The sequence below is a fragment of the Bordetella tumulicola genome (assembly GCF_965138755.1).
In the GTDB taxonomy this organism is placed as follows: domain Bacteria; phylum Pseudomonadota; class Gammaproteobacteria; order Burkholderiales; family Burkholderiaceae_B; genus Bordetella_A; species Bordetella_A tumulicola.
The window spans coordinates 494,770-516,932 of record NZ_CBCSFP010000001.1 but is presented as its reverse complement, the minus strand read 5'-3'; the positions used below and the strand labels follow the sequence as shown (position 1 = coordinate 516,932).

General features: G+C 59.9%; 22 protein-coding genes. 12 read left to right on the top strand and 10 right to left on the bottom strand.

The annotated features are described in order from the left end of the window. The first annotated feature begins 29 nt into the window (after positions 1–29). Positions 30–1,007 (top strand): Bug family tripartite tricarboxylate transporter substrate binding protein, encoded by a 978-nt coding sequence (locus ACNAZS_RS02450; RefSeq protein WP_415785792.1) that lies wholly within the window; start codon positions 30–32, stop codon positions 1,005–1,007. Positions 1,008–1,082: 75 nt separating this feature from the next. Here ACNAZS_RS02450 and ACNAZS_RS02445 read toward each other — a convergent pair whose 3' ends face one another. The 4 genes from ACNAZS_RS02445 to ACNAZS_RS02430 all read right to left on the bottom strand — a co-directional run bounded on the left by ACNAZS_RS02445 (position 1,083) and on the right by ACNAZS_RS02430 (position 4,055). Next, positions 1,083–1,403, bottom strand: coding sequence for a chaperone modulator CbpM (locus ACNAZS_RS02445; protein ID WP_415785791.1), 321 nt, complete (start codon positions 1,401–1,403; stop codon positions 1,083–1,085). 2 nt (positions 1,404–1,405) lie between these two features. Beyond that, the gene (locus ACNAZS_RS02440) at positions 1,406–2,341 is read right to left on the bottom strand and encodes a DnaJ C-terminal domain-containing protein (protein ID WP_415785789.1); all 936 of its coding nucleotides are present in this window, start codon (positions 2,339–2,341) and stop codon (positions 1,406–1,408) included. Between the two features lie 152 nt (positions 2,342–2,493). After that, positions 2,494–3,090, bottom strand: a complete 597-nt coding sequence (locus tag ACNAZS_RS02435; RefSeq protein WP_415785787.1) for a TetR/AcrR family transcriptional regulator — start codon at positions 3,088–3,090, stop codon at positions 2,494–2,496. 167 nt (positions 3,091–3,257) lie between these two features. After that, on the bottom strand, positions 3,258–4,055 hold the full coding sequence (locus ACNAZS_RS02430) for an IclR family transcriptional regulator (protein WP_415785785.1): 798 nt from the start codon (positions 4,053–4,055) through the stop codon (positions 3,258–3,260). Between the two features lie 167 nt (positions 4,056–4,222). Between ACNAZS_RS02430 and ACNAZS_RS02425 the strand changes: the two genes are divergently transcribed. The 5 genes from ACNAZS_RS02425 (at position 4,223) to ACNAZS_RS02405 (ending at position 8,052) form a co-directional block, all read left to right on the top strand. Further along, positions 4,223–4,954 (top strand): RraA family protein, encoded by a 732-nt coding sequence (locus tag ACNAZS_RS02425; RefSeq protein ID WP_415785783.1) that lies wholly within the window; start codon positions 4,223–4,225, stop codon positions 4,952–4,954. A 32-nt stretch (positions 4,955–4,986) separates the two neighbouring features. Next, complete coding sequence (locus ACNAZS_RS02420) at positions 4,987–5,880, top strand: SMP-30/gluconolactonase/LRE family protein (RefSeq protein WP_415785781.1); 894 nt, start codon at positions 4,987–4,989, stop codon at positions 5,878–5,880. 62 nt (positions 5,881–5,942) lie between these two features. Beyond that, positions 5,943–6,911, top strand: coding sequence for a Bug family tripartite tricarboxylate transporter substrate binding protein (locus ACNAZS_RS02415; RefSeq protein ID WP_415785779.1), 969 nt, complete (start codon positions 5,943–5,945; stop codon positions 6,909–6,911). Continuing rightward, positions 6,908–7,225: an NIPSNAP family protein gene (locus ACNAZS_RS02410; protein ID WP_415785773.1), complete on the top strand. Its 318-nt coding sequence runs from the start codon at positions 6,908–6,910 to the stop codon at positions 7,223–7,225. Before ACNAZS_RS02415 ends, ACNAZS_RS02410 begins: the two co-directional genes overlap by 4 nt. An 8-nt stretch (positions 7,226–7,233) precedes the next feature. Next, positions 7,234–8,052, top strand: coding sequence for an HpcH/HpaI aldolase family protein (locus ACNAZS_RS02405; RefSeq protein ID WP_415785769.1), 819 nt, complete (start codon positions 7,234–7,236; stop codon positions 8,050–8,052). On the opposite strand, the gene sorU is transcribed toward ACNAZS_RS02405, so the two are convergent. The 4 genes from sorU to ACNAZS_RS02385 form a co-directional block, all read right to left on the bottom strand. Next, complete coding sequence (sorU, locus tag ACNAZS_RS02400; RefSeq protein ID WP_415785767.1) at positions 8,033–8,413, bottom strand: SorU family sulfite dehydrogenase c-type cytochrome subunit; 381 nt, start codon at positions 8,411–8,413, stop codon at positions 8,033–8,035. The two genes, ACNAZS_RS02405 and sorU, sit on opposite strands and share 20 nt — an antisense overlap. Before the next feature lie 14 nt (positions 8,414–8,427). Then, a complete protein-coding gene (sorT, locus tag ACNAZS_RS02395) occupies positions 8,428–9,669 on the bottom strand; it encodes a SorT family sulfite dehydrogenase catalytic subunit (protein WP_415785765.1) in 1,242 nt (413 codons plus the stop codon). Between the two features lie 193 nt (positions 9,670–9,862). Then, the gene (locus ACNAZS_RS02390; protein WP_415785763.1) at positions 9,863–10,924 is read right to left on the bottom strand and encodes an NAD(P)H-dependent flavin oxidoreductase; all 1,062 of its coding nucleotides are present in this window, start codon (positions 10,922–10,924) and stop codon (positions 9,863–9,865) included. A gap of 178 nt (positions 10,925–11,102) precedes the next feature. Beyond that, positions 11,103–12,587: a SulP family inorganic anion transporter gene (locus ACNAZS_RS02385; RefSeq protein ID WP_415787034.1), complete on the bottom strand. Its 1,485-nt coding sequence runs from the start codon at positions 12,585–12,587 to the stop codon at positions 11,103–11,105. Positions 12,588–12,724: 137 nt separating this feature from the next. Here ACNAZS_RS02385 and ACNAZS_RS02380 point away from each other — a divergent pair, with 137 nt between their 5' ends. From ACNAZS_RS02380 to ACNAZS_RS02355, 6 genes are all read left to right on the top strand, one after another. Further along, positions 12,725–13,933 carry an RNA-guided endonuclease InsQ/TnpB family protein gene (locus ACNAZS_RS02380; RefSeq protein WP_415785761.1) on the top strand — a complete coding sequence of 403 codons (1,209 nt, stop codon included), beginning with the start codon at positions 12,725–12,727 and terminating at the stop codon, positions 13,931–13,933. Positions 13,934–14,178: 245 nt separating this feature from the next. Next, positions 14,179–14,985: an SDR family NAD(P)-dependent oxidoreductase gene (locus ACNAZS_RS02375; protein WP_415785759.1), complete on the top strand. Its 807-nt coding sequence runs from the start codon at positions 14,179–14,181 to the stop codon at positions 14,983–14,985. 26 nt (positions 14,986–15,011) lie between these two features. After that, complete coding sequence (locus ACNAZS_RS02370) at positions 15,012–17,276, top strand: alpha-ketoacid dehydrogenase subunit alpha/beta (RefSeq protein WP_415785757.1); 2,265 nt, start codon at positions 15,012–15,014, stop codon at positions 17,274–17,276. Next, entirely contained in the window at positions 17,276–18,706 is a 1,431-nt protein-coding gene (locus ACNAZS_RS02365; RefSeq protein ID WP_415785755.1) for a dihydrolipoamide acetyltransferase family protein, read from the top strand. Before ACNAZS_RS02370 ends, ACNAZS_RS02365 begins: the two co-directional genes overlap by 1 nt. Positions 18,707–18,728: 22 nt before the next feature. Beyond that, positions 18,729–19,490, top strand: a complete 762-nt coding sequence (locus ACNAZS_RS02360) for an SDR family NAD(P)-dependent oxidoreductase (protein WP_415785753.1) — start codon at positions 18,729–18,731, stop codon at positions 19,488–19,490. Beyond that, the gene (locus tag ACNAZS_RS02355) at positions 19,477–20,220 is read left to right on the top strand and encodes a FadR/GntR family transcriptional regulator (protein WP_415785751.1); all 744 of its coding nucleotides are present in this window, start codon (positions 19,477–19,479) and stop codon (positions 20,218–20,220) included. The genes ACNAZS_RS02360 and ACNAZS_RS02355 overlap by 14 nt, the downstream gene beginning before the upstream one ends. Positions 20,221–20,377: 157 nt before the next feature. On the opposite strand, the gene ACNAZS_RS02350 is transcribed toward ACNAZS_RS02355, so the two are convergent. Both ACNAZS_RS02350 and ACNAZS_RS02345 read right to left on the bottom strand, forming a co-directional pair. Further along, positions 20,378–21,139 (bottom strand): SDR family oxidoreductase, encoded by a 762-nt coding sequence (locus tag ACNAZS_RS02350; RefSeq protein ID WP_415785749.1) that lies wholly within the window; start codon positions 21,137–21,139, stop codon positions 20,378–20,380. Positions 21,140–21,144: 5 nt separating this feature from the next. After that, entirely contained in the window at positions 21,145–22,140 is a 996-nt protein-coding gene (locus tag ACNAZS_RS02345) for an NAD(P)H-quinone oxidoreductase (protein ID WP_415785747.1), read from the bottom strand. Between the last annotated feature and the right edge of the window lie 23 nt (positions 22,141–22,163).

The following is a 22,163-nucleotide window of genomic DNA, read 5'->3' as shown; positions in this document are numbered from 1 at the left end:
ATGCAAACAATATTCTGGGGAAGAGACATATGCTTAAAAAACTATTCCGCACGATGGTCGCTAGCTTGATGCTGGCAACGGTTATCGGTGCGCATGCCGCCGAAGACGATTTTCCGAATCGTCCCATTACCTTGATTATTCCAGTAGCCGCCGGCGGCACCACCGACATTGCGGGCCGCGCATTGGCCAAGCAATTAAAAGACGAGCTAGGCCAGACCGTGATCGTAGAAAATCGTGCCGGGGCGAGCGGTAGCATCGCGAACGCCTACATCGCGCGAGCGAAACCGGATGGTTATACGCTGGTCCTTTCGTACGAAGGATTCCATACCGGTAATCCGGTACTGACCAAGGATCTGGGCTGGGATCCGATCAAGGATTTCACGCCTATCGCCGAAGTCATCCGCGGTCCGCATTTGATTCTCGTGCCCGCGAGCTCTCCGGCCAAAACGTTGCAGGATCTCATTGATCTCGCCAAGGAAAAGCCCGGCACGATCAACTTCGCGTCCTCCGGTGTCGGTTCTATCCAGCACTTGGGCGGTGAGCTTTTCAAGATCCAGACTGGTGTTGATATCGTGCACGTACCGTACAGCGGCGCCGCGCCCGCCATGCAGGACTTGCTGGCGGGCCGCATCAATATGTTCATCACGACGCCGCCCACGGCGATGTCTCATCTGGAGGCCGGCACATTGCGTGCCCTGGCCATCACCAGTAGCCAACGACATCCCAAGTTGCCGAATATACCGACCACGGCTGAAGCCGGCCTGCCAGAGTTTCAGCTCGAGGCCTGGTTTTCAGTCTTTGGCCCTGCCAACATGCCCGACGACGTCGTGAAGAAACTGACGACCGCCATGGAAAAGGTGATTACCTCCGAGGAGTTCAAGGCCCAGATGAATGCACAAGGCTCCAACGCAAGTTATCGATCACCTGACGAGTTGGCCCAAATCGTGAAGGACGATCTGGCGAAATGGACCAAAGTGGTGGAGACGGCGGGGATCACCGCGAACTAGCGACTTACCTACCTGTACGCTGTCAGGTGTTGGGTGCCAACCAGGCAACACTGCTCTGGAATTACTGATCGCTTATCAAACGGGATACCTGTTAGTCCGCTGCAGTTGGGCCCGCAACTGCCGGACCTCCTGACTCAGGTCCAGGATCAACGCGACCGCATCCAAGCTTGCGTCGAAATCTCGTTCGAGTTGACGAGCTTCCCGTGCACGTCTCAGATCCTCGCTGTGAAAACGCCAGTCTTCTGGCTGCGCGCCTGTCGCCTCGACGATACCGACCGACACCAATTGGGCGATCCATTGCACCTCGACTCCGCAGGCGCACGCCAGTTCATCCGCGCTCAACGGTTGCGCCTTGCCCACGATGGTGTCGCTGGTGGCTATGACTACTGTTTTCATGCTCATTCCTCCAAGTGGCGGCGGGGATTGAAGGGCAGGTCTTGCTGCATTTTTTGATAAGCGGCCCGGGCGGCGTCAGTATCGGCGGGCGGCAGGATGACTTCGAGTATCAGGTACAGGTCTCCGGCGGGATTACCCGGAATTCCTCGGCCGCGCAGCCGCAGTTTGCGGCCGTTATTCGACCCTGCCGGGATGGTGACTTCTACCGTACCGCCAGGCGTGGGGGCGTTGACGCTGGCGCCCAGCGCCGCCTCCCAAGGCGCGACGGGCAATGTCATGGTCAGGTCACGTCCATCCACCGCATAGCGCGGGTGAGGCTTGAAACGGACTTCAAGGTACAAGTCGCCATTTTCGCCGCCGCCATGTCCAGGCATGCCCTGGCCCGATAGGCGGATGTACTGGCCTTCGCGCACACCAGCGGGGATACGCACACTGAGCGTGCGTGTTTGCATTTGTGGCTGGTGCTGATCGTCCAGATGTACCGCGCGTAAACTGATGTCGCGCGTGGCGCCTTTCAAGGCGTCCTCGAGGTCGATCTCGATGATGGCATGATGGTCTTCGCCACGAGCCCGAAAATTCTGGTGCGCAGAGTGCCGCTGACGACCGCCGAACAGCGAGGAGAAAAACTCGCTGAATTGCGCTTCCTCGCCCGGCGTTGCCGTGTGACGGAACTCGAAACCCTCGTCCCAGCCAGGTGGCGGCTGAAACTCCCCGTTTGGCGAAGCGCCGCTGGCGAGTTTGTCATACGCCTGACGTTTCTCCGCGTCGCGCAGCACGTCGTAGGCCTCGTTGATGTCACGCATGCGTGCTTCGGCGTCGCTTTCTTTGCTGACATCGGGATGATATTTGCGGGCAAGCTTGCGGTAGGCGCGCTTGATCTCGTCATCCGAGGCGTCTGGCTTGAGGTCCAGTGTCTGGTAGTAGTCCTTGAACTCCATCCATCTCTCTCCCTGCTAGTTCCGTGTCCATGGTAACGCCATGGCTTTTGACTGCTTGCCTATTATGCTTGGTCTTTGGGATTTACCTATACGGTCGAGGTCGGATTCATCGCGCCGAATCGCACGTGGGCGCGCTCCGGACAACCCTCGACTCATGCCCGGTCGGTGGGCGCCTGCAGACGGTCGATTGCCGTTCGGGCGACGGACGAAAATGCTTCAGGCCGACCGAATGCGCGCGCCGTCAGCATCGCGCCGTGAATGGTCGACATAAAGGTTTGTGCTTCGACATTTACGCTCTCGCGCAGCTGAAACTGACCCGTCGAGACCCCTTTTTCCAGGGCGGCTCCGATCCAGGCCGTCAGGTCCGAAAAATAGCCGCGTACTTCGTCGGCGATCTCTTGCGGGATCATGGGCAACTCCGCCGCGAGCATCGCGCAGATGCACATGGTCGCCGTACCCTCGCGTATGCACGTGGCCCAATAATCGGTGTACGCCGTGAGTTGGCCCAGCGGGTCATTGACTTGCTGCGAGAGCGCGGCCAGCCCTTCGCGGGATTGCTCGCGATGCTTCAAAACCACGGTAAGCACCAGTTCCGCTTTACTCGGAAAATGGTGATGGATACTGGCCTTGCCGATATGCACTCTGTCGGAGATATCCGCATAGCTGAATCCGTTATAGCCACCCGCGGCGAGCAATAGCTTTGTGTGCTCGGCAATCTCGGTGGCTCTGGGGGATAGTTCGAGGCTCATGGAAAGGGATGGGGTCGATTTGCGTAAAAGGTATGCAACGGCACGTGGCAAACGCACTCGGGCCGCCATGATGGCATTGATAATCACATCAATCTACTAGTTGGTTGATCACATGTCAAGGTTGTGAGGATCAGAGGGAGCATGCAACACGGTAGTAGGGCGGTGGATTACGGCGCGACGTCCCGCGCTGATGCGCTCACGCATGTTTTTGCGATACGTTGTGCCAGCGGATAAAGATCATCTGCCACCTGCGCTTCTCCGATTTTCTGTAAGAGTTCGGTCGGCATGGCACGGGCCAGGCTTCCCAGCAGCCTGCCGCTAGGCGCCAGAATCGGGACGGCCACACCGCTGACGAGCGGAGTGATGGTTCCGTGGCTGGTCGCGTATCCCGTGCGACGCACTGCCATCATAGATCGTCGAAATTCCTCCCAGTTGTCGCCCAGCCTTGCGTTGGCGATGGCTTTTGTATTCTGCAAGTAAGTCTCGCGAATTTGATGTGCTGATAGCCAGGGAAGTAATGCTAACGATGCGGCGCCTTGAAATAACGGAAAGGGTATGCCACGGGCGCGGCGGATCGTGATGCGTTGCCCACTACAGTCCAGTGTGTCCGGACCTGCATTGAGGATACACAGCACCTTGTCTTCGTACAGATTGTGCAGCAGCAGGGCAGAGTTGCTTGGCGCCTCGTGCAGGACTTCAAGACCGGCCCGATACAGCGGATCGGTCAGCGCCATCAAACGTTCCAGCTCGATAATTCTCGGCCCTAGACTAAAAACGCCGGGTGCGGTGGGTGTCACCAGTCCGGCGCAGGCTAACTCTCGCAGATAACGATAGGCCATCGACCGCGTGTACTTCAGATGCTCTGTAACGATCTCAACGGTCAAGACCGGGTGCTCGAGCGTAAACAAGTCAAGAATGGCAAAAGCGCGCCCCAAGCTTGACCCTCGGTCGTTGTGATTCGTCATGAGGGATCCGTATCTCATGGCGGCAGCATAGCGCGGCGATAGTTTGAGATGTTGGGAAAACGGAAAAATCCCAGCATTTGAAATCTATGGGTTTCTTAAGTCTGGCGCTACGCTTCGTGGCTTCAACGTGTTCCTTGCCGCGAGTTCATTGACGCCTTCGACCCGAAATGATTGATAAGCCACTAACGGGGCGTGTTCCGCCCGAAGCGATTCGTTATACGACACTGCCGCGCCTGGATTCGGACGTGCTGGCACGATATGCCGCGCTTGAGGATCTGACAGGTACGGTGTCCGACGCCATGGATATCCTGGGGCTGTGCGGCGCAATCCCGGCGTCGGTGTTGCAACCCACGTTAGCATCGCGTCGGATGATTGGGCAGGCCGTCACGGTACGGAACGTAGCGCGTCGAGATAGCCCCACCACGGCGGCTGCGACTGGCAAGAGCTCAATGGGTGAGCACGAGGCGTACAACCAGGCCGAGCCCGGCGATGTCGTGGTTATCGAGGGTTTGATCGGCGTGTCGAACATGGGAGGGCAATCTGCTGCCGTCGCTCATCGTGCGGGCTGCGCCGGTGCCATTATCGACGGTTCTTTTCGCGACCCCGACAGCAGCCGTGAACGTGATTTTCCGATCTGGTCGCGCGGCGTGACGCCTATCACAGGCAAATGGAGACTGCAGACCGTAGAAATCAATGGATCTGTACGCATCGGCGGGGTGTCCGTTGAGGCTGGGGATCTGGTCTTGGCCGATGAGGCCGGCGTGGTGTTTATCCCCTATGCACATGCCGAGAGTGTGTTGCTGCAGGCAGAGAAGATTGACGCTGGCGATAACCGGCAGAAGGCCGACATCGCGGCGGGAATAGACCTGGCCACGCTGGCGGCGACTAAATACAAATAATTCGATACCGAAGAAAGAAGCGAGGAGATTTCATGATTGAGACTCAGGTTCCCATTCATGTTGCCGTACACGCGGGCGACATCCTGGGGGAGGTACCACTTTGGTGCGCGCGCAGTCAGCGTCTGTGGTGGGTGGATGTTCGTCGGCCGGCGTTACAGTCGTACGAGCCTCATAGCGGCATGCACTCCGCTCAACGCCTGCATCCAGCGCTTGTCACCGGATCAATGGCCTTGCGCGAAAAAGGCGGGTTTTTGTTGGCGGCTCCGGGGGGCTTGTTTATTTTTGACCCGGCTAGCGGCGAGCCCGAGCAGTTGATCGCCGATCCGTTGCAGGGTGCGCCGGGAATGCGGCTGAACGACGGGAAATGTGATCGTCGCGGCCGTTTTTGGGTGGGCAGTATGCACGATACCAAGCGGGATCCACTGGGTACCTTATATCGGCTGGATCCCGATGGTCGGTGTACCGCCAAGCTGGATGGTTTTGTATTACCTAATGCCATCAGTTTTAGCCCCGATGACCGCTGCATGTATTTTGCGGACACACATAACCAGATGATCTGGGTTTTCGATTACGACATTGACGCGGGCGAGATTTCTAATCGACGCATCTTTAAGGACTGGACACACCAAGAGGGGCGGCCCGATGGAGCGACCGTAGACGCCGACGGGTTTGTATGGAACTGCATGGTCGCAACGGGGCAACTCGTGCGTTTGGCGCCGGATGGTCGGGTGGATCGCATTATCCAATTGCCGGTGACCAATCCCACCTGCCCAGCCTTTGGCGGCGACGACCTGGGCACGCTATTTATCACTAGCCATTCTCAACGTTTTACGCCTGCGCAACAGGCGGCAGAACCTTTGGCCGGTGCATTGTTAGCGCTGAATATCGGCGTGCACGGACTACCGGAGCCACGCTACGGTGGTTGAAGGCTCTCTGAGCGTTGCGTGCCTCAACGAGAAATGGACACAAGATCCGAGGAGACCTCATTGTGTTATTGACACTTACGCATTTCGCCCGTGTATCACGCATTTTTCTGCTTGTGATCGCAGGTGCCGCCGCCATGCCGGCTCAGTCGACGGATGTAGTGAAGATCGTTGTGCCCTTTTCCGCTGGCGGGCCAACGGATCAGATCGCCCGGATCGTAGCACCGGGATTGAGTGAAGCATTAGGCAAGACCGTTATCGTCGAGAATCGAGGAGGGGCGGGCGGTACGGTGGGAGCCGCCTACGCGGCTAAGGCCAAACCGGACGGCAGCACGATTCTGTTGAGCACATCCAGCTTGGTACTGAGTGCGGGGACGACGTCCAATCTGCCCTATGACGCGCGTCATGATCTTGATCCGGTCTACCTGCTGGGCGAAGTGCAGACGATGCTGGCGGTGCGCCCTGGCTTGAACGTGGAGTCGTTGCAGGCGTTGATTGCCAAGGCCAAGGGTCCAAAGAACCTCAATTACGGCTCGACTGGCGTGGGCGGCACGATGCACGTGGGGGCCGAACTTTTGGCCCGTACGGCCGAGGTACCTCTCGTGCATATTCCGTATCGTGGCGCCGCGCCGGCGTTGGTGGATTTGATGGCCGGCAATATCGACTTGGTGAATGCTGACGTGCCAGTCCTCAAACCGTATATCCAGGATGGACGCATTCAAGGGCTGGTGATTTTCGACAAGCGACGTTCGCCCTTATTGCCGGATATTCCAACCGCCGAGGAAGCAGGTATGCCGGAATTGCAACTGACGAATTGGTACGGCGTGCTGGTGCCTAAAGGTATGCCGGTCGCAGCGCGCCAGGAACTCGAGCGGGCTCTGGATGAAACGGTTCACAGGCCTGAGGTGGCTGCGAAATTGGCAGATGCCGGGTTTAGCAATCCGCAGAATGCCGCTGCTTTTAAGGCTCGGTGGGACGCGGATTTCGAACGTTGGTTGCCATGGTTGAAAGAGGCGGGGATACGGACTGAATGATATTCGAGCAACGCACCTACACCATCACCCATGGTCGCATGGAAGATTATCTCGAACGTTACGAGCGGGACGCGCTACCGCTGCAACGTAAATATTTGGGACGTCTGCTGGGATTTTTCTTAAGCGAAATCGGCCCGCTTAATCAGGTTGTACATATTTGGGTTTATGACAGTTTTTCGGACCGTGAGCAGCGACGCCTGGCGTTGGAAGCTGACCAAGCATGGCAGGCTTTCAAGGTGAGTAACCGGGGTACTTTTGTGGCACAGGAGGTCAAAATTCTTACGCCGGCTTCATTTTGTCCCATTCATATTTGAGATGAATCATGAGCACCCTGGTTGACCTTGCCCGTAATCCACTCAAGGACCGCTTGGCTAGCGGCGCCGTCGTTGCCTCGATGAGCTTGCGTATCATGCGTAGCCACGAGATCGGGCGTATCGCGGCCAGTGCAGGCTTTGATACGCTGTATGTGGATCTGGAGCACAGCGTCTTGTCACTGGAAACGACGGCTTTGTTGTGCCATGCGGCGCGCGAGGCGGGGGTCGTACCTTTGGTACGTCTGCCAGCGGTTGATGCCTCGTTGATAGGCCGCGTGCTTGATGGCGGAGCAATGGGTTTGATTCTTCCACATTTGGAAAACGCGAGTCAGGCGCGCGCCGCGGTCGATGCCGCCTTATACCCGCCTCGGGGCTCACGGTCGGTGGGCACCGGACAACCCCTGTTGCACTACCAAAGCTTTCCGGCAGCGCAGGCTTGTCGCGCGCTGAACGACGCTGTGTTTATCGTTGTTATGGTAGAAAGCGCGTCAGGTCTTGCGGCGGCAGATGCAATGGCCGCAGTCGAGGGTGTCGACATGCTGTTTGTAGGATCGGGGGATCTAGGCGCCGAATTAGGGTGGCAGGCCGACGACGACGAGGTCGTGGCGGCTGCCTTTGCCAAGGTGCTGGCTGCAGCCAAGCGTCACGGCAAGTTTGTAGGGGCCGGAGGGGTAACGAATCGTCCTCAACTCATGCGCCGACTACTCGATATGGGAGTACAGTATTTTTCGGTTGGCACAGATATGAGCTTCATGATGGCAGGGGCGGTTCAGCAACTGAGCGTTGTCAGGCAAGCGGCCAGGCTGCCTATTGGGTCGCGCCTGTAGCGCTGGAGACGTACTGCGCCAACACGTCCACCTCCGCATCGCTGAGCGATTCAAAAGCGGGCATGACACCAATGCCATTGCGCAGCGCCTGGGCGACGCGGTTGGCATCGGGTTTCAGTTCATCGAGGTTGGGGCCGATGGCGCCTACCGCGCCCGCGTCGGCCAGCGTATGGCAGACGGCACAGGCGGGCGTGGTGTTTTTGGTAAAGAGCGCGCGGCCGGCTTCGGCATTGGCGGGTTCGGCCGCGCCGGCACAGGTGGCATACAGACCGACCAGGCCAACGGTGAGTGAGGGCAGGAAAAACCGCCAGCCGCGAGCGCGGCAGCGGTCGTGAAGAGACTGCGCAATTGGGTGCTGCATCGATGCCGCCATGTTTATGACACGTTGACCGTCAGCGCATGGTCGCGCCAGCTGGAATTCAAGTAGCCGCGCACATTCTCGACGCGGTTCTCGACCTGTACATTGCCTTCGGTGTCTTCGACACGGCTGGCCAGGGTGTGCTGGCCGGCGGGCAAGTCGACGGCCAGGGCAAACTGGCGCCAGGCGTACTTGCCCAGGTCAGGGCCTACCAGCGCGGCCTGCTTCCAGGTCTTGCCGCCATCGATGGACACGTCCACGCGTTTGACCGCATGAATGCCGCCAAACGCCACGCCGCGCACCAGCGCGCGGCCTGCCTTGACAGGTGCGCCTTCGGCACCGGGCGCGGTGATCCAGGATTTGGGACCCATGGCCCAAGCCGACGGCTGGTCGGGGCCGGGTTTGGCATCCATGGGCGCCAGACGGTAGCTGGTTTGCTGGATCTTGGCGGGGCTTTGCTCGGCCGTGAACGCCAGGCGCTTGATGTACTTGACGTTGTTGACGCCCGTATAGCCTGGCACGATCAGCCGCAACGGCCCGCCGTGCGCCAGCGACAAAGGTTCGTTGTTCATTTCCCAGGCCAGCATGGCATCTTGCAGCGTGTCGCGCGGCACCGAACGTTCTACCGTCAGGGTATTCGGATCCAGGCCTTCAGGCAGTTGTTCGCCGCCGGTGCCCGTCATGTAGGTGGGGTCGCCCTCGATGCCGCCCAGGTATTCAACTAGGGTGCGCACTGGAATGCCCGTCCACAATACGCAGCCGGCCGCGCCAACCTGCCATTGCGTGCCGCTGGGCTTGTGGGGAAAGAATCCACGGCCGTTGCCCGAACATTGCAGCACCGTGGCCATGGTGTCCACGCCCAGTGTCTTGAGCTCGCCCAGAGTTAGCGTGCGTGGATTCTTCACGCCCTGGATCTCGACCGACCAGGCATCGCGGTCATCGAGTATGGAGGCATCGGGCGGTGGCAGATTGTTGCGCACGTACAGTTCGCGCGTCGGCGTGATGACGCCGTCGCCGAATGCGCTGCGTCGGGTCTCGATGGTATTGGCGCTGTGGACGATGACGCTATCGGCATCTTTCCAGGCGGCATACGGCGGTAGCGGTTTGGCTGCTGTCGTCGCGGCGGGGACAGCGGCCTTGCTGGTCGCTGGTTCGCTGGCGCGCACGACGCCGGTGGCGCCCAGGCCGGCCGCGGCCAACGCGCCGGCGCTACCGGCCAGCAGGCGGCGACGTGCGGGATTGAGGGGTGTAGTCTCCATGGCGTGGCTCTCCGTTTGCCGCGCATTGCGGGGGCGGGCGCGGTATTGTGATTATGCTGCGCCGCCTGGCGGCGTGCCGCCGTGACGACGCATGCTTGCCATGATCGGCAATGCGTGCCTATATGTCAATCGGTTGTAAGCATCTGGGTTTTTAGTCAAAAAATATATAAACCCATTTGCACTCTGGTATCCGCTACTTCGCCAATTCAGCCGCCAGCGTCGCGACCAACTCGGCGGCGGGTAATGCGCGGGCCAGCGGCGCGCCTTGACCTGCCCAGTGCGCGGCAAATTCATGATTGCCTCGCTTGGTAGCAGCGGCGATTAACTGCTTGGCGGCATCATAGGCATAGGGATAGGCCGCGGGGGAGGGGCTGCCGTCCGCTTCGCCATAGGCGATATAGCGATTGAGCAGCCCTCGTGCCGGGCGGCCCGACAGTACGCTCGTCAATCGGGTGGACGAGGCACGCGCGCTTTGGAGATTGGCACGATAGCCGTCATTGGCGGCGGATTCGGGGCAGACTACGAACGCGGTGCCAAGCTGTGCGGCGGCCGCGCCGAGGTCCAGCATGGCTTTGATACCGGCGCCGTCCATGATGCCGCCGGCGGCGATGATGGGCAGTTGGGTTCGCCGTACCAGCAGTCGCACGAGTACGGCAGTACTCAAGCGCTCGTCAATCGCCTCGGGGTTGAACATGCCGCGATGGCCACCGGCCTCGATGCCTTGCGCGACGATGGCGTCCACGCCAGCCTGTTCGATCAGAGCGGCTTCGTGCAAGTTGGTGGCGCAGGCCAGGGTGTAGATACCGGCCTGGCGTAGCGCCTGGACGCGATCGGCCGCCGGCAGTCCAAAGTGAAAGCTGACGACCGCTGGGCGTTGTTCCATCAGCATGTCAAAGGCCTCATCTCCCTGCAGAAATGAGCGATAGATTTCGGATAGCGCTTTGGGTAGCGGCAAGTCCATTTCCGCGAACAGCGGGGTGAGATAGTTTACCCACGCGGCATCGCGCTTCGGATCCGGCGCGGCGGGCGTGTGGCAGAACACATTCACGTTAATAGGTTTGTTTGTGAGCGCGTAGGTGTCCTGGATCATCTGGCGCGCCTGGGCAACCGTGCTGCCGCCAATACCCAGCGAACCCAGTGCGCCAGCATTCGAGACAGCCGCTGCGAGCTCGGGTGTCGCGGTACCCGCCATCGGTGCCTGAATGATCGGATGGGAAAGGCCCAGTCGAGAAAGCAACTGTTCAGACGCACTCATGATATCTCCTATTTTTGCCGTAGGGCGGCTCGCCGCGAGGTGGGCAGCAAGCCGAAGGCGCAGCGTGGGTTTTTTTGCAGCGTGACAATGATGATAGTGCGTTCTGATTGCCGAAGCATAGGCGTGCTGGTGACTGGACTCAAGTCATCCCATCACCAGCACGGCTCACTGCACGTCCCTAGTGCGATAGCGGCGCGGCGGTGTTTTCCCTGAGTTTATCGTGTGTAGCGTACTTTTCGATCATTGTTGCGCTCGCTCGGTTCAGGCCCGTGACCGCAACAGTCATGCCGTTACGGCGGAATTTGTGGACGATGCGATCGAGTGCCTCAATCGCGGTGATATCCCAGAAATGCGCGTGCGACAGATCGAGACGGATCGAGTGGATCGGCTCTTTGAAATCAAACTCGGACACCAGTGCTTCTGACGAGGCAAAGAATACTTGGCCGCGCACCACGTAATGGCGTTCGCGGGTGTTTTCATCCAGCGACGATTCCACTACCAAAATACGCCGGGCCTTTTCGGTGAAGAAGATGGCGCTCAACAGCACGCCCAGACCCACGCCAATCGCCAGATTATGCGTCGACACCACAGTGGCGACGGTGGCCAGCATGACGATTGATGAGCTCTTGGGGTTGGTTCTCAGCCTGATCAACGACTGCCAATCGAAGGTACTGATCGAAACCATAATCATCACGGCAACTAATGCGGCCATGGGGATTTGGCGTACCCAGGGTCCCAGAAATACGACCAGCACCAGCAGCAGGGCACCAGCGACAAAGGTGGACAGACGGCCCCGGCCACCGGATTTCAGGTTGATCACCGTCTGGCCGATCATGGCGCAGCCGGGCATGCCACCCAGAAAGCCCGCAACAACGTTGGCGCAACCTTGGCCGCGACACTCGCGATTTTTATTGCTGGGCGTGTCGGTGAAATCGTCAACGATGCTAGCGGTCATCAGCGACTCGAGTAACCCCACGAGAGCGATGCTGACAGAATAGGGAAAAATGATGCTCAGCGTGTCCAGCGAGAACGGCACCTGGGGCAGGGCAAAGACTGGCAGCTCATCGGGAAAAGCGCCCATGTCGCCGACAGTCGGTAGCTCCAGGCCCATCGCCAGCGATATCGCCGTCAGGACGACGATGCAGACCAATGGTGAAGGCACCGACTTGGTCACGCCAGGCAATAGGTAGATGATGGCCAGTCCGGCCGCCACCATGGCATAGACGACCGGCGCTACGTTTTGCAACTGCGGCAGTTGGGCCAAGAAGATCAAGATGGCCAGCGCATTCACAAACCCTGTGATGACGGAGCGTGAGACAAAACGCATCAAGGCGCCGAGCCTGAGATAGCCCGCCGCGATCTGCAGCACGCCCGCGAGAATGCCGGCTGCCAACACGTACTCCACACCGTGCGTCTTGACGAGTGAGCCAATGAGCAACGCGATCGCGCCGGTGGCGGCCGAGATCATGCCGGGCCGACCGCCGGCGATGGACGAGACGACCGCGATGCTGAATGCGGCATACAAACCGACTTTGGGATCCACGCCAGCAATGATGGAAAACGCCAGGGCTTCGGGGATGAGAGCCAGTGCGACCACGATGCCGGACAAGATGTCGCCGCGGATGTTAGAGAACCACTCTTCGCGTAAGCGGGTTGTTTTCATCATTTGCTCCGAGAAACCTCGGCATTCATGCCGGGGAGGAAAGGAGCGCAGCCGTCAGGCTGCAGGATTGGTCTTATGTGAGCTGTTGTCTGGATGCATATCCAGTTATGTGGTTTGGCGCGGATAGTATCTTGGGCATGCAAACCAAACGTGCCTATCGATTCCGGTTCTATCCCACGCCCGAGCAAGCGATGACGCTGGCTCGCACGGTTGGGTGCGTACGCGTGGTCTACAACCACATGCTTAATCTTCGTTCGACGGCTTGGGCCGAGCGACAAGAGCGTCTGGGGTATCACGCCACTTCGGCGGCGCTGACGGTGCTGAAAAAGATGCCGGACCACATCTGGTTGAACGAGGTCAGTAGTGTTCCCCTGCAACAAACGCTGCGCCATCTGCAAACGGCGTTCGTTAATTTCTTCGCGAAACGCACGGGATACGCGCGATTCAAACGCAAAGACGGCCCGCAATCCGCGGAATACACCGCCAGTGCCTTTCGGTGGGATGGTCGGTCGCTCAAATTGGCGAAGATGCGCGAGGCGCTCCCGATTCGTTGGTCCCGTCAGATTCCCAAGACCGCCAAGGTCACTACCGTCACCGTCAGCAAAGACCCGGCAGGACGATACTTTGTCAGCCTGCTGTGCGATGACGTTGTGGCGCAGAAACCTCCGACGTTGAATTGTATCGGCATTGACCTGGGACTGACTCATTTTGCGACCCTCTCAACAGGAGAAAAAATCAATGCGCCGCAGGTCTTTCGACAGCATGAAGCCAAGTTGGCCAAGTTGCAACGCCGCTTGGCCAGGAAACAACGCGGCTCGGCTCGCCGTGCCAAGGCGAGACTAAAAGTTGCCAAATTGCATGCCAAGATCGCAGACACCCGCAGGGATTTCCCGCACCAGCTCTCTACCCGGTCGATCCACGAGAACCAAGTGACCGCCGTAGAAAGCTTGTCTGTGTCAGCCATGCAGAAAAACCGCTGCCTTGCTAAATCGATCGGCGATGCCGGGTGGGCGGAGTTCGTGAGACAGCTTGAGTACAAAGCGCGTTGGTGTGGACGTGAACTCGTGCGGGTGGATCGCTGGTACCCCTCCAGCAAGCGTTGCAGCCATTGCGGGCACGTGTTACCTAAGCTGCCGTTGAGCGCGCGACGTTGGTCCTGCCCGGGATGCGGCACAGACCACGACCGTGACATCAACGCGGCGCATAACGTATTAGCCGCCGGGCTGGCGGTGTTAGCCCATGGAGAAACGGTAAGACCTAAGTGCATGAGTGTTGATGCGCAACGGCTCGGTTCTGTGAAGTGGGAATCCCTTTCCTTTAGGGAAGGGAGCAGTCAAGAAATCTGAGAGAGCAAATGAATGGGCGGCCGACAAAAGACGGCGAGAAATATCGTTTCGCCTGACCTATCGTGCGCTGGGGAATTGCTGCGGTGCGGCAGTGTAGGAGATTGCGTCGTTATCGTCCAATTAAAGGGTTTATACCTAGTTGTAAGATAAGCATATCGCGCCGTATCCTGTCTGTTCAACATCGCAGGGTGGCGGGCCAGGAAGGGCTCGACGTTCCATCACTGCCATAACAGTGAGAGACAAACATGCACTTGCCTGAATCCGATAACCCCCGGACCCAGTTCCCGGGGTTAACGGGCAAAGTCGTCGTGTGTACGGGCGCGGGGTCCGGCATTGGGCTGGCGATGGCGCACGCCTTTGCGCGACATGATGCACGGGTAGTCTTGCTGGATGTGAATGCCGACACGCTGGCCGCGGCGCAATCCGCGTTGACAACACAATATCCCGCTGCCGATTCTCAGGCGATCTGTGCATCGGTCACCGACGACGAGGCCGTCGAGCGGGCATTTCGAGACGTCGACGAGCGCTACGGCCGGGTCGATGTGCTGTTGAACAATGCAGGGATCTCGATGAATCGCCCCACGCTGGAGCTGGCGCCGGCCGAATGGCGACGGGCGATCGACGTCAATCTGAACGGGCTGTTTTATTGTTGCCAGCAAGCCGCACAACGGATGGTGCGCACGGCCAGCGGCGTCGTGCTGAATACCGCATCCATGTATGGCATCGTGGCCGCGCCGGAAAGGGCGGCGTACTGTGCATCCAAGGCCGCTGTCGTGGCGTTGAGCAAGTCCCTGGCGGTGGAGTGGGCGCCGCGGGGAATACGCGTCAATGCGATTTGCCCGGGCTACATTCGCACCGATCTGGTTAACGATCTGGTGGCGCGTGGCGCACTGGATGCGGATCGTCTGGCGGCGCACACGCCCATGCGGCGATTGGGGTCGCCGCAGGAGATTGCCGAGGCGGCGCTGTTTCTGGCTTCGGACGCGGCGAGCTTTGTGACGGGTCATGCTTTCGTGGCCGATGGCGGCTGGACGGCCAACGGCTATCTCTGAATCACCTTTGCGATCACACATAATTTATGTCCATACTTCATCCTTTGGCCCCTCAATCACCCTGGTTGCAACTCACGACCACCGATCAGGACTGGGCGCATGCCGATCCGCGGTTACTGGGGTCCTTGCTGACACACTGCGCGTTGATACGTGGTTTTGAGGAGACCGTGCTCGATCTGGCCGCCCAGGGCCTAGTGCATGGACCGGCGCATTCCAGTATCGGTCAGGAGGGTGGGGCCGCGGGGTCGATTGTGGGGCTGACGGCGGCCGACGGCGTCAACGGCTCGCATCGAGGGCATCATCAGTTTTTGTCCAAGGCCCTGGCGTATGTCCATCCCGAGGGGATGGACCCTACGGCAGAGATCGATGCAACAGTGCAAGAGGTGCTCCAAAAAACCCTGGCCGAAATTCTGGGCTTGGCACAGGGCTATTGCAACGGGCGTGGCGGGTCCATGCATCTGCGCTGGACGCAGGCGGGTGCGCTTGGCACGAACGCCATCGTGGGCGGTGGTGTGCCGATGGCGGCGGGCCAGGCTTGGGCCAACCGCCAAGCGGGGACCGACGCAGTGATGGTCACGTACTTTGGCGACGGGGCCGTCAATATTGGCTCGGTGCTCGAGACGATGAACCTGGCTGCCGCATGGAAATTGCCATTGTGTTTTTTCATCGAGAATAATCGCTATGCCGTCTCGACGGGCGTCGAGGAGAGCACATCGGAGACGCGCTTGTCGTCACGTGGCGGGGCGTTCAACATCCCCAGTTGGAAAGTGGACGGGATGGATCCACTGGCCGTGCATCTGGCGATGCAACAAGCGTTGGCGCATATGCGTTCGGGGCAGGGACCGACCTTGATCGAGGCCGATGTGTATCGGTTTTTTCATCAAAACGGCCCCTTTGCGGGCAGCGCCTTCGGTTATCGCACCAAAGAAGAAGAGGCCGCGTGGCGCGCACGCGATCCCCTGCTGCTGCTGGCGGATCGCATGACGGCGCGAGGGTTGCTCACGGCGCAAGAGATCCAGGCGTTGCATGATCGCGTGCGCGCCGCCATGGCGCAGGCCGTGCATGCGCTGACAATCGTAGAAGGGGCCGACGCGGGGGGCGGGCAATCAGCACAGGGCAGCGTCACGGTGAATGCGCAATCCCCTCAAGCGGGCAAGCGCCAGATCCGGGCGGCGCTCTGGCCCAGTCCGGATTTTCGCGATGTTGGCATCCTGGGTGATTTGTCCGAAATGCTGGGCGCGCGTTATGCCGAGGAACCCGGCGAGACCCAGGCGCAGTCTGGCACTTCGATCGCAACGACCTCGCGCAAGTTTATCGACGTGGTGGCCGATGTGATGCAACGCCGCATGGCGCAGGACGAATCCGTGATCGTGATGGGCGAAGATGTCCATCGCTTAAAGGGCGGTACGAACGGCGCGACACGTGGCCTTAGTCAGTTGTATCCCGGGCGGTGCCTGGGCACACCGATCAGTGAGAACGCCTTTATCGGCCTGGCGGCAGGCATGGCGGTCGATGGGCGCTACAAGCCGGTTGTCGAATTTATGTACCCCGATTTCATGTGGGTCGCAGCGGATCAGGTGTTCAATCAGATCGGTAAGGTTCGTCATATGTTTGGCGGTGATAGCGATGTACCTCTGGTGCTGCGTACCAAGGTTGCCATGGGCACGGGTTACGGCTCGCAGCATTCCATGGACCCCGCGGGCATTTTCGCGACGAGTCCCGGCTGGCGTATCGTCGCGCCCTCTACGCCGTTCGATTACGTGGGCTTGATGAATACGGCCTTGCGCTGCAAGGATCCGGTATTGGTGATCGAGCATGTGGATCTCTACAACGCCACGGCGATAGGCCCGGTGGATGACTATGACTATTGCCTGCCTGTGGGACGTGCCTGCTTGCGCCGGACGGGATCTGAGTTGACGGTGATCACGTATCTCTCGATGGTGCAGCACGCGGAACACGCATTGGACGAGACCGGCATCTCGGCGGATCTGATTGATTTGCGTTGGCTGGATCGTGCGAGTCTGGATTGGGACACCGTAGGACAAAGCCTGCGCAAGACCAACAACGTGTTGATCGTAGAGCAGGGCGCGCGCGGGACGTCATATGGTGCGTGGCTGGCCGATGAAATTCAGCGACGCTTTTTCGATTGGCTGGATCAACCGGTGCAGCGTGTCACTGGCGGTGAGGCCGCACCCAGCATTTCCAAGGTACTCGAGCGCGCTGCCGCGGCGCGTACCGAGGAGGTCGTTGCCGGTTTGCGGCTTGTCATGCAACACAAAGGAGCGGCGTGATGGCCAGTCTGGTACGCATGCCCGAAATCGCGGCGAATGCGGAGTCGGCTACCCTGCTGTCGTGGGAGGTCGAGCCCGGTGCATCGGTACGCGAGGGAGACACGCTGGCGCTGATCGAGACCGACAAGGCAACCGTCGATCTGCTCGCCGAGCACGATGGCACGTTGTCCCGGACGTTGGTAGCGGCCGGACAGGCGGTCAACGTAGGCGCGCCCGTTGCCGTGCTCCTCATGGCGGGTGAAACGGATGCCCAAGCACAATCGTTGCTGGATTCCGTGCGGATAGCGGGACCGTCATCATCGTCCCAGACCGCATCGTCTCGGGAAACGTCGTCTGAGGAAACATCGTCTCAGGAGGCAAAATCGTCATCGTTTCGGGCCGACAGGATGCCGGTCGCAATAATGCCAGCGGAAACAGGCGCGGCCAGCGACGCGAGTGCGACCCAGGTGCGGACCATGGACACCGATCCCGGCGCGGGCTCGACACCCGAGTCCACGCGTGAGCAAGGGCGAGTCTTCGCCAGTCCCCTGGCGCGTCGCATGGCTGCCGAGCATGGGATCGATTTGCGCGATCTGCCGGGCTCGGGGCCCAATGGCCGCATCGTCAAGCGCGATGTCGTCGATGCCAGCCAGACGGCGTTCGCATCGTCGTCGATATCGCAGCCAGCGTTGCAGTCAGCACGACTGGCGCACGCCCAATTTGCTGACGCGCAGCATCAGCGTTCAGTCCCCGAGGATGCCGGTAATCCAGACACTATCACCCGTATCCCACATTCCAATATGCGCAAGACCATTGCGCGTCGACTGGCGCAGAGCAAATCCACGATTCCCCATTTTTATCTGGACGTCGATTGTCGAGTGGAGGCGTTGCTGACACTACGCAATCAAATTAACCATTCGGTCGAAGGAAAAATCTCGATCAACGATTTTGTGATCAAGGCGGTTGCCTGCGCGTTGCGCGATATGCCAGAGATGAACGTGACGTGGACGGACGACGCGTTACTGCGTTATCGCGACGTGGATATCGGTGTCGCGGTGTCCACGGAGGGAGGCCTATACACGCCGGTGCTGCGAGACGTCGCCGCGATGTCCCTGACCGAGGTCAGTCGGACCATGGCGGAGCTGGCGAGGCGCGCTCGCGCCGGTCAACTGGCGCCGCACGATTATCAGGGCGGTGTCTTGAGTATCAGCAATCTGGGGATGTTCGGGGTGGCGCGTTTCGGCGCCATCATCAACCCCCCTCAATCGGCGATTCTGGCGGTTGGCGCGGTGCAGCGTATTCCCATCGCCGTGGACGACCGGGTCCGTGTCGAGCCAGTATTGAAGTGCACTCTGTCAGTCGATCATCGCGCGATTGATGGTGCGTTGGCGGCACAATGGTTGTCTCGTTATGCCCATTACATCGAGCACCCCTGGGCCATGCTGGTCTGAATTTATCTGTGAAGGCGGCATCATGGCGACTTATGATTTTTCCGGACGCACGTTGGTGGTGACGGGCGCCGCAGGCGGCATCGGGCGTGCCGTGGCAGAGCGATTTTTTCGCGACGGCGCAAATGTGTTCTTGCTGGATCTGGACCAGGACGCGTTGGACACGCTGGCCACGACGCTGCAAGGCGGCAGCGACCCAACCCGTCGAGCCCGCATCGCCACAATGGCGGCGGATCTGGCGGATCCCGAGGCCGCGACACACGCAGCCCGACTGATCGAGCAAGCCTTTGGCGGTGTGGATTTCCTGGTGTCCTGCGCCGGCATCTATTTGGCCGAGCCATTGGCCGGGATGAGCGATGAGCAGTGGCGGCGTACCTTGTCCGTGAACCTGGATGGTGTGTTTTATCTGACGCGACGACTCGTGCCCTTGTTACGCGAGGGCAGCGCCATCGTGAACCTGAGCTCCATGGCCGCGCATCGGGGCGCGTTTTGTAATGCGCATTACAGCGCGTCCAAAGGCGCGCTATTGAGCTTTACGCGCAGTATCGCCCGAGAGTTGGGGCCGCGCACGCGCGTTAACGCCGTCTCGCCCGGCATCATCGAAACCCCTATGACATCGGAACTACTCAAGACACGCGCTGCGGAGTCCATCGATCAGTCCATTGTCAAGCGCCTGGGACAGGCGCACGAGGTGGCCGCGGCGGTGGCGTTTTTGTGCAGCGACGACGCCAGCTTCATCACTGCCGAAGTCCTGCAGGTCAACGGGGGGCTCTATGTCTGCGGATGATCGCATAAGGGTCCAAGATCCGTTGCGCGCCAGCCTGATTCCCCGGCCTACGACATTGCCGGGCGAGGTCGCCGAGCGTCTGCGTCAGGCGATTTTGCAGGGCGATATCGTCGATCAAAACCAGAAACTTCCCTCCGAGGCGAGTCTCGCGACGAGCTACGGAGTCAGTCGACCCGTCATCCGCGAAGCCATCTTCATGCTGAAGTCGGATGGCCTGATTATTTCTCAACAAGGTAGAGGTCAATTCGTTAATCCGCATGGCAGTAGTGTCTTTCGCCTGGACACGGGCATGGACGATGGCGATAACCTGGCTGAATTGTTTGAGTTTTTGCTATCCGTCGAGGTCTCGGCCACCCGGCTGGCCGCGCAACGCCGTACCGCAGACGAGCTGCGGCAGATTCGCGACAGCTATGCGCGCCTGTATGATGCCACGCGCGAGTTGGCCGATGGCACCGCCGAAGACGAGCAGTTTCACCAATCCATCGTACGCGCCAGCCACAATCAGCACTTCATCGCCTTTGCGGAATTCCTGGATGCACGCGTACGGCGACTGATACGTACCGCGCGTAAAAACACGCGCAATCGGTCGATGGATCTCGTGTGGCAGGTGCAGGCCGAGCACAAGGCCATCCTGGATGCGATCGAGGCGGGAGACCCTGAACTGGCGGCGCGAGCGGCCACCACGCATCTGCACAATGCGGCCGCCCGGCTCGCCTCGTACCGGGAATAGGACATGGGCGAGGGCGGTTAGCACGATCGATCCGTCGGGATCATAACCAGAGCGGTGCGACCATGGTCGATCTGCGGCGAGTACAGTCCATCTGTAGTGAGCATGATCGATCTGCAGCAAGTGCGACCCACCCGCTGCGGCCACGACCCGCTCACCGTCAGGTCATTAGCCAGCCGCCGGCGACGTCCAGCACTTGGCCAGTGACGAACCGCGCCTGATCCGAAGCGAAATATAAACACGCGTCCGCGACTTCCTCCGGGGTGCCCAAGCGTCTCAGCGCAGTGACATTAACGACGGCGTCGTTGATTTCCTGGGGCACGCTTTTTAAAAGCGGCGTCGCAATGCGGCCTGGCGCCAGGGCGTTTACGGTGATCTGATGCGGCCCCAGCTCCGCAGCCCAATGCCGGGTCAGCCCAATCAATGCGGCTTTGGTCGCGGCATAGTGTGCCGCCACAATGTCGCAGTACGCTCGCCCGGCGACGGACGACATGTTGATGATGCGGCCCGTGTTCTGTTTGACCATATGGGGCGTGGCCAAGCGTGTCATGTAGAACACGCTATTCAGATTTACGTCTACGACCTTATCCCATTCCTGCGGCGGCATTTCCCAGACGTTGAGTGCGCGGCCGTCGGTCTTGGGGGAAATGCCGACGTTATTGACCAGAATCGTGGCCGGGCCGAGCGCGTCTGTCATCGCGTCGTAGGCTGTCTGGCACGCATCGAATTGAGACACGTCCGTGGGTACAAAATGAACGCGATGCCCCGCGGCCCGCAAACGGTCCGCATAGGCTGCGCCGGCCGTCGCATTGGCATCGATCAAGCCCACGTACGCCCCTTCGGCCAACAGGCCTTCGACGATGGCGCTGCCGATGCCGCCCGCGGCGCCGGTCACGATAGCGACTTGATTCTGAAAGCGCATGTAGGTTAGTCCTTGACTTTGAGCATGATTTTGCCGATGTGCTTGCTGCTTTCCATCAGTGCGTGGGCCTCGCTGGCTTGATCCAGGGAGAACACTTGATCGATCAGTGGCAGGCAACGCCCCGACTCCATTAGCGGAAAGACGTGCTGTTGTAACGCCTGGCCGATGGCCGCCTTGTCATCGTCGGATCGCGGGCGCAGCGTCGATCCGGTGAACGACAGACGCTTGAGCATGATGGGCATGGCATCGATCTGTGTCTTGCTGCCCTCGAGAAAAGCGATCTGCACCAACCGGCCGTTCAGCGCCAGGCTGCGCAGGTTTTTGTTGATGTAATCGCCGCCCACCATATCCAGAATGACGTCGACGCCTTTGCCATTGGTGGCCTCGCGCAGCACTTCTTCAAAATCCTGCTCGCGATATTGAATCGTGTGATCCGCGCCTGCCTGCGTGCAAGCGGCAGCTTTGGCCGAGTTACCGACGGTGGTCCACACCCGGGATCCGAACGCATGCGCCAACTGAATCGTTGTCAGGCCAATGCCGCTCGAGCCGCCATGCACGAGCAGCGTTTCGCCGGATTGCAAGGCGGCGCGTTCAAAGACATTGGTCCATACCGTGTAGTAGTTTTCCGGGATGGCCGCCGCTTGCAGCATGTCCAGCCCCTTCGGCACAGGCAGGCAATGTCGTTCATCGGCCAGACAGTATTGGGCGTAACCCCCGCCCGGCGTCAAGGCGCAAACGGCGTCGCCGACTTTCTGATGATGAACATCGGGACCGACGGCGATGACGTGGCCGGAGACTTCGAGGCCCAGATAGGGAGACGCGCCGGGAGGCGGAGGATAAGCCCCCGCACGCTGCAGCACGTCGGGGCGATTGACGCCGGCGTAAGCCACTTCGATCAGTACTTGCCGACCCAGAGGCGCCTCCATCAGGCGCGTAGCTACTTTCATGCAGTCGGGGGATCCTCCCGGGCCGTGATCGATAAATGTGCAAGTCAGCGGCATGGCGCCAGTCCTTATAAAGCAGA

Coding starts and splice junctions, on each gene's coding strand:
- ACNAZS_RS02345 (WP_415785747.1), bottom strand. CDS start 22,140: ATGCCGCTGACTTGCACATTTATCGATCACGGCCCGGGAGGATCCCCC.
- ACNAZS_RS02380 (WP_415785761.1), top strand. CDS start 12,725: ATGCAAACCAAACGTGCCTATCGATTCCGGTTCTATCCCACGCCCGAG.
- ACNAZS_RS02365 (WP_415785755.1), top strand. CDS start 17,276: ATGGCCAGTCTGGTACGCATGCCCGAAATCGCGGCGAATGCGGAGTCG.
- ACNAZS_RS02450 (WP_415785792.1), top strand. CDS start 30: ATGCTTAAAAAACTATTCCGCACGATGGTCGCTAGCTTGATGCTGGCA.
- sorU (WP_415785767.1), bottom strand. CDS start 8,413: ATGCAGCACCCAATTGCGCAGTCTCTTCACGACCGCTGCCGCGCTCGC.
- ACNAZS_RS02440 (WP_415785789.1), bottom strand. CDS start 2,341: ATGGAGTTCAAGGACTACTACCAGACACTGGACCTCAAGCCAGACGCC.
- ACNAZS_RS02355 (WP_415785751.1), top strand. CDS start 19,477: ATGTCTGCGGATGATCGCATAAGGGTCCAAGATCCGTTGCGCGCCAGC.
- ACNAZS_RS02420 (WP_415785781.1), top strand. CDS start 4,987: ATGATTGAGACTCAGGTTCCCATTCATGTTGCCGTACACGCGGGCGAC.
- sorT (WP_415785765.1), bottom strand. CDS start 9,669: ATGGAGACTACACCCCTCAATCCCGCACGTCGCCGCCTGCTGGCCGGT.
- ACNAZS_RS02385 (WP_415787034.1), bottom strand. CDS start 12,587: ATGAAAACAACCCGCTTACGCGAAGAGTGGTTCTCTAACATCCGCGGC.
- ACNAZS_RS02435 (WP_415785787.1), bottom strand. CDS start 3,090: ATGAGCCTCGAACTATCCCCCAGAGCCACCGAGATTGCCGAGCACACA.
- ACNAZS_RS02350 (WP_415785749.1), bottom strand. CDS start 21,139: ATGCGCTTTCAGAATCAAGTCGCTATCGTGACCGGCGCCGCGGGCGGC.
- ACNAZS_RS02445 (WP_415785791.1), bottom strand. CDS start 1,403: ATGAAAACAGTAGTCATAGCCACCAGCGACACCATCGTGGGCAAGGCG.
- ACNAZS_RS02375 (WP_415785759.1), top strand. CDS start 14,179: ATGCACTTGCCTGAATCCGATAACCCCCGGACCCAGTTCCCGGGGTTA.
- ACNAZS_RS02405 (WP_415785769.1), top strand. CDS start 7,234: ATGAGCACCCTGGTTGACCTTGCCCGTAATCCACTCAAGGACCGCTTG.
- ACNAZS_RS02370 (WP_415785757.1), top strand. CDS start 15,012: ATGTCCATACTTCATCCTTTGGCCCCTCAATCACCCTGGTTGCAACTC.
- ACNAZS_RS02430 (WP_415785785.1), bottom strand. CDS start 4,055: ATGACGAATCACAACGACCGAGGGTCAAGCTTGGGGCGCGCTTTTGCC.
- ACNAZS_RS02425 (WP_415785783.1), top strand. CDS start 4,223: ATGATTGATAAGCCACTAACGGGGCGTGTTCCGCCCGAAGCGATTCGT.
- ACNAZS_RS02390 (WP_415785763.1), bottom strand. CDS start 10,924: ATGAGTGCGTCTGAACAGTTGCTTTCTCGACTGGGCCTTTCCCATCCG.
- ACNAZS_RS02410 (WP_415785773.1), top strand. CDS start 6,908: ATGATATTCGAGCAACGCACCTACACCATCACCCATGGTCGCATGGAA.
- ACNAZS_RS02360 (WP_415785753.1), top strand. CDS start 18,729: ATGGCGACTTATGATTTTTCCGGACGCACGTTGGTGGTGACGGGCGCC.